We start from the raw sequence: 233 nt of genomic DNA on the forward strand, positions 1-233 counted from the left end.
GCTGCGTCTGCGGGCCACCGCCCGGACCAGCTCGTCCGCCGGGCCGGACTGCGGGCGCAGGGTGGCCAGCAGGAAGACCGGCAGGCCCTGGATGTTGTCGCTGAGGTACTCGACCACCGCCAGCGTCTCCGCGTCGGCGTCGTGCATGTCCTCCAGCACCAGCAGGCAGCCCTGCTCCTGGTGCTGGGTCAGGTTGCGGCCGACCGCGAGCAGCAGCCGCAACACCGCCTCGC

1 protein-coding gene is annotated in these 233 nt (G+C 73.0%); it reads right to left on the minus strand.

Annotation, left to right across the window (positions count from 1 at the left end; translation table 11 throughout):
• Nucleotides 1-233: hypothetical protein (locus tag C7C46_RS35710; RefSeq protein ID WP_181442695.1), on the minus strand; the 233-nt coding region annotated here is incomplete at both ends.

Origin of the sequence: Streptomyces tateyamensis, from assembly GCF_003205575.1 — a bacterium.
Taxonomy (GTDB): domain Bacteria; phylum Actinomycetota; class Actinomycetes; order Streptomycetales; family Streptomycetaceae; genus Kitasatospora; species Kitasatospora tateyamensis.